Origin of the sequence: Lawsonibacter sp. (assembly GCF_022777125.1) — a bacterium.
In the GTDB taxonomy this organism is placed as follows: Bacteria; Bacillota; Clostridia; order Oscillospirales; family Oscillospiraceae; genus Lawsonibacter_A; species Lawsonibacter_A hominis.
The window spans coordinates 1-5,811 of the sequence record NZ_JALFGV010000024.1 but is presented as its reverse complement, the minus strand read 5'-3'; the positions used below and the strand labels follow the sequence as shown (position 1 = coordinate 5,811).

Annotated in this window: 3 protein-coding genes; 1 reads left to right on the top strand and 2 read right to left on the bottom strand. The window is 61.3% G+C overall.

Annotation, left to right across the window (positions count from 1 at the left end; all coding sequences use genetic code 11):
- Positions 1-182: 182 nt before the first annotated feature.
- Positions 183-1,853 (bottom strand): Na/Pi cotransporter family protein, encoded by a 1,671-nt coding sequence (locus tag MR825_RS02140; RefSeq protein WP_287878518.1) that lies wholly within the window; start codon positions 1,851-1,853, stop codon positions 183-185.
- Between the two features lie 504 nt (positions 1,854-2,357).
- Here MR825_RS02140 and MR825_RS02135 point away from each other — a divergent pair.
- Positions 2,358-4,034, top strand: coding sequence for a CvpA family protein (locus MR825_RS02135; RefSeq protein ID WP_186906379.1), 1,677 nt, complete (start codon positions 2,358-2,360; stop codon positions 4,032-4,034).
- 199 nt (positions 4,035-4,233) lie between these two features.
- Here MR825_RS02135 and MR825_RS02130 read toward each other — a convergent pair whose 3' ends face one another.
- Positions 4,234-5,643, bottom strand: coding sequence for an alanine/glycine:cation symporter family protein (locus MR825_RS02130; protein WP_186906378.1), 1,410 nt, complete (start codon positions 5,641-5,643; stop codon positions 4,234-4,236).
- Between the last annotated feature and the right edge of the window lie 168 nt (positions 5,644-5,811).

Here is a 5,811-nt window from a genome sequence, read left to right as displayed (position 1 = left end):
TTCTTTTACAATCACCAGCGCATTCAATCAAAAACAAAACTGACGCCTCTGGAATTGCGCCGCCAGTTTGCTGCTTGAAAATCTCATAGTCCTATATTAGGGGCGTTTTTGTGCTGTCCGCACAATCGGGGGCGGTTCAGTTGAGACCCGGCGCGTCAGCTTGTCGAAAAAGGTTGGACTTTTTAGGCCGGAGGAAGCGCCGCGCCTGCGGACACCCGCGCCTCCGCGATGTTCAGGGCGTGATCCCCGATCCGCTCAAAGTCGGTCAGCAGCTCAGAAAAGATGATGCACGCCTCGTCGGAGCAGGCTCCGGAACGCATCCGGTCCAGCTGGTTCTGCCGGTAGGCGCCCGTCATATCGTCGATCCGCTGCTCCAGCGCGGCCACGTTTTTCAGCAGTTCCATGGGTTCCGCCGTTTCACGGGCCAGCTCGTCCAGCACCGCCAGGCATACGCTCTCCATCTCCTGGAGCTCCCGGCGGGCCGCGTCGGAGAAGTGGATATGCTTTTCCTTGAGCATACCGGAATACTCGCAGATATTCATGGCGTGATCGCCCACCCGCTCAATATTTCCGGTGATCTTGAAATAGGCGCTTACCGCCGCCGAATCCCGCTCGTTGGTCTCGTGAACGATGACCTTGGAGATGAACTGAGAGATCTCCTTATTCAGATAGTCGATGTATTCCTCGGTGGCCTCCGCCCCCTCCAGCAGCTTGGGATCGCGCTCCAGCACCGCCTGGAAGCCCACCGCGGTGTTCTGCCGCGCCATCCCCAGCATCCGCTCCAGCTCCTGCCGGAGCTGATTGAGGTACATGGCGGAAAAGCCGATGGGGTGTTCCTGCTTCGTGTGGATGGGGCCCGAGATCAGATACGCCAGGTGCATTCCCTCCTCCCCGCTCTCCTTCCGGTCGGGCAGGATGCGCATGGCCAGCTGCACCAGCTTCCCGCCCAGCGGGAGCAGCAGGAGCGTGGTGACAATGTTAAACAGCGTATGCATATTGGCGATCTGGGCCGCCGGGTTCTCCGGCGTCAGGGACTGAACGCCGCCCACAAGAGAGAGCCCCAAAAGCGGCGTTACCAGGCACAGCGTTGTAAACACGACGGTACCGATGATATTGAACAGCAGATGGATAATCGTGGCCCGCTTGGCATTGCGGCTGGTGCCGATGGAAGCCAGCACCGCGGTGATACAGGTGCCGATGTTCTGACCGAACAGGACGAATACCGCGCTGTCCAGGCCGATCACGCCGCTGAGCGCCAGGGCCTGCAGGATCCCCACCGAGGCGGAGGAGGACTGGATGATCGCGGTGAAGCCCGCGCCCACCAGAATACCGACCAGAGGATTGGAGAACGTGCTCACCAGTTCTACAAAGGCAGGCCAGTCCCGCAGCGGCTCCATGGCCGTGCTCATCATGTCCATGCCGATGAAAAGCACGCCCAGGCCGGCCAGGATGCTGCCGTAGTGGCGGACCTGGGGCTTTTTCACGAAGACCACCATCGCTACGCCCACAAACGCAAACAGCGGCGCCAAAACGCCCACATCCAGCGCGATGAGCTGCCCGGTGATGGTGGTGCCGATGTTGGCCCCCATGATGATCCATACGGCCTGACGCAGGGTCATCATACCGGAGTTGACAAAGCCCACTACCATGACGGTGGTGGCGGAGGAGGATTGGATGACCGCCGTGATGACGGCGCCCACCAGAACGCCCAGAAACCGGTTGGCCGTCAGCCGCTCCAGGATGCTCTTCATCCGGTCGCCGGCAGCGGCCTCCAGGCCGGCGCTCATCATCTGCATGCCGTATAGGAACAGCGCAAGACCGCCCAGCAGTCCCAGCACGATGGTATAATTCACGTTCCATCCCTCATTCTTTACACAATGATCACAAATCCAAAAGCAGTATAGCGAATGTAAAGTTCTGCGTCAATCGGATTTACAAGAACTTTACAATTCGTTTTCTCCGCCTTTCGTCCCGGTTTGCTCCTTGCGTCTCCGGCCGGCGGCGCGCAAGCCCGGCCCGCCGCCGGCGTTTTGCCCCGGTTCCAACAAGCCTTAATCCAATTTTAATGCAGAAATACCTTGGATCGGTTGCCTTCCCTTCCGAAATCGGCTATACTATGGTTTAAGACCAAACGGCTTCCAACGGGTCAAACGGATTCTTCGGAAGTCCATGGCGTCTTGCGCTGTGCAAGGCTGCTTTCAGCGGCTTTGGTTTGGAGTGCATCGTCAATGGAACGCGCGCCGCACCGGGGCGGCAACCGTCCGCCCCTTGAAACGGATCCATTTTTCCGCTTCCTTGACGCTGCCCGTCATTGGATGGATCCGCATCCGCACCAACGGCAAAAGGAGAATGTATTTATGGATCAACAGCCTGCCAAGAAGCGCCGGGGTCCCAAAAGCAAGTTCGGCAAGATCCTGGTCAACCTGATCGTCACCGCTGTGGTCGGGTTCCTCTATTTTTACGTAGCCCTGCCCGCCATCAATCTCCAGTCCAGCGACTTTTACCTGTTCATCGGCATCCTCTGCGTGGTCTACGTGGTCTGCGCCCTGGTCACCTCCGGGTTCAACCTGGGCGGCGGCGGTCCCAAAGAGTATTTCAAGTTCATCAAGTCCCAGTGCCTGCCGATCGGCATCCTGTTTCTGGCGCTGATCCTGGTGGCCATCGTAGGCTCCGTCATCTCCCTCCCCATCTTCCGTGCGGGCGCCTACCGGGATCTGCTGGACGTGCAGGACGGCGATTTCTCCGCCGATGTGGCTCAGATCTCTTTTAACGAGATTCCCACGCTGGACCGCACCTCCGCGGAGTTTCTGGGGGACCGCCAGATGGGTACGCTCAGCGATATGGTCAGTCAGTTCGAGTATTCCAACGACTCGACCCAGATCAACTACCAGGGCCGTCCCGTGCGGGTGGCTCCCATCGACTACGCGGACATCATCAAGTGGTTCACCAACCGCTCCGAAGGCCTGCCCGCCTATGTGGTGGTGGATATGGTCACCCAGGAGGCCACGGTAGTCCGCCTGTCGGAAGGAATGAAGTATTCCTTCTCCGAGCCGCTTAACCGCAACATCTCCCGGCACCTGCGCTTCCAGTACCCCACCTTCCTGTTTGCCACGCCTCAGTTCGAGATCGACGAAGACGGCCAGCCGTGGTGGATCGCTCCCCGGGTGGTAAAGACCATCGGCCTGTTCGGCGGTACCGACATCCACGGCGCGGTACTGGTCAACGCCATCACCGGAGAGAGCACCTATTATGAGCAGGTCCCCACCTGGGTAGACAATCTGTACACCCCCAGCCTCATTATGGAGCAGTACGATTACCACGGCACCCTCATCAACGGCTTTATCAATTCCATCTTCGGCCAGCGGGACGTGACGGTGACCACCGAGGGCTACAACTATATCGCGCTGAATGACGATGTATATATGTATACCGGCGTCACCTCCGCCAATGCCGACCAGTCCAACCTGGGCTTCCTGCTGTCCAACCAGCGCACCAAGCAGACCAAATTCTACTCCGCGCCCGGCGCCACGGAGGATGCCGCCAAGCTCTCCGCCATGGGCGTGGTGCAGGATCTGGGCTATACCGCCACCTTCCCCCTGCTGCTCAACATCGCGGATCAGCCCACCTACTTCATTCCGCTGAAGGACGCCACCAACTTGGTAAAGAGCTACGCCATGGTCAACGTAGCCCAGTATCAGGTGGTGGCTGTGGGCTCCACCGTCGCCGCCTGTGAGCAGAGCTATATCGCCCTGCTCTCCGAAAAGGGCATCACTACCACCGAGGAGCTGCCCCGCACCGAGGTCTCCGGCCGGATCACCGACATCCGCAGCGCCGTGATGGACGGAAACTCCTACTACTTTATCCAGCTGCGCGGCGACGCGGTATATTATTCCCTCTCCGCCGCCGCCAATCCGATCGCCGTGATCCTGAATGTGGGCGACACCGTGACCATCAGTCACGCACCGGCGCTGGAGGGCGAGTCCTCCTCCATCCTGACCGGCGAAACTGTGACTCTGGATCGCGCGGCCCCCTGACTTCTATCTGCAGGAAAGCCCCCTGGCCCCGGCGCAGCTGCGCCGGGGCCAGGGGGCTTTCCCAATGTGTACGGAGTCTCCGGCCGCGTTAAGGCGCCGCCGCGCCTTGCGCCTGCCCTGACCCCTTGGGGATTTGATGCTTTTGACGATTTATCCAATCCATTCGTAACGCTCTTTTTTCGTTTTGTCTTGAATCCCGTCAGTTTGGTCTTATCTTTTCGCCCTTTTCTCTCTTTTGTTTTCCTTCCCAAGCATTCAGAAGATGCAGCGCTTCCGGTGCGAGCAGCAGCAGCGCACACAGATTGGGCAGGGCCATCAGGCCGTTGAAGATGTCGGCCAGCTGCCACACGGCGGCCAGCTCCCCCACGCTGCCCCCGACCACCATCAGCAGGAACACTGCCCGATAGAGCCGGCGCCAGCGGTCAGAGCCCGTCAGGTATTCCAGGCCCCGCTCCCCGTAATAACTCCATCCCAGCAGCGACGTAAATGCAAACAGCAGCAGGCACAGGGACACAAAGATGCCGCCGAAGCGGCCGAACACGGTGGAAAAGGCTGCGGCGGACAGAGGCGCGCCCACCATGACGGAGGAGACGCGTCCGCTCTGGATGGCGGCCAGGGCCGCTTTTTCATCGTAGACCCCAGTGGTCAGGATGACTAAGGCGGTGACGGAGCACACCAGCAGCGTGGCGACAAAGACCTCGAACATCCCCCACATGCCCTCCTCGGCGGGCTCCTCCACATCGGAGGCGGCGTGCGCCATGGCGGAGGAGCCCATGCCCGCCTCGTTGGTAAACACGCCCCGGGCGATCCCATAGCGCATGGCGGCGGCCACACCGTAGCCCAGCCCGCCGCCCGCCGCGGCGCGGGGTGCAACGGCCCCTGAGACGATGCGCGAGAGCGCGTCCGGGATGGCGGAGGCATGCACAAACAGCACCACGGCCCCGCCGCCCAAAAACAAAAGTGCCATACAGGGCACCAGCTTCTCGCTGAAACGCCCGATGCGCCCGATCCCACCCAGGATGACCGCCCCGGTCAGCAGCGCGGTGATCGCCCCAACCGCCAGCCGGTCCCAGCCGAACGAGGCCTCCAGCGCGGTGGCGATGGAATTGGCCTGCACCATGTTTCCGCCCCCCAGAGAGGCCGCCACACAGCAGACGGAGAACAGCGCCGCCAGAAAGCGGCTGCCCACGCCCCGCTCCATGTAGCACATGGGGCCTCCCTGCCATCCGCCGTCCCGGGCGCGTTCCCGGTAGCGCACCGCCAGCGTCTTCTCCGCACAGCTGGTCATCATGCCCAGAAGGGCGGAGACCCACATCCAGAACACCGCCCCAGGCCCGCCGTAAAAAATGGCGGTGGCCACCCCGGCGATACTCCCGGTCCCGATGGTGGAGGCCAGCGCAGTGGACAGGGCCTGGAACTGAGTCAGCCCGCCTCCCTGCCGCTTCCGCCGGGGCCGGAGGAGGGAACCCAGCGTGGTCCTGAGCCATAACCCGCACTCGAACACCTGAAAAAAGCCGGTACGCAGGGAATAAAACAGCCCCACCAGCAAAAACAGCCCCAGCAGCCACGGGTTCCAAATAAAATCGCCCAGCCGCTCCAGAAAGGTCATCGCCTCACCACCTCAAGCTACTGGTATGCGGACAAGGGACGGAATATGTAATGCCGCAGCCAAACGCAGCGCCCCGGCCTACCAAACGGCCGGGGCGCGGAAGCTGGTCAGGTCTGCCGCTGTGCCGCGGCCGCCGCGCGCCAGACGCTGCGGCGGATGCAGAACAGG

Excerpts from the sequence above, each read along its gene's own strand:
- MR825_RS02135 (WP_186906379.1), top strand. The coding sequence starts at position 2,358 with ATGGATCAACAGCCTGCCAAGAAGCGCCGGGGTCCCAAAAGCAAGTTC.
- MR825_RS02130 (WP_186906378.1), bottom strand. The coding sequence starts at position 5,643 with ATGACCTTTCTGGAGCGGCTGGGCGATTTTATTTGGAACCCGTGGCTG.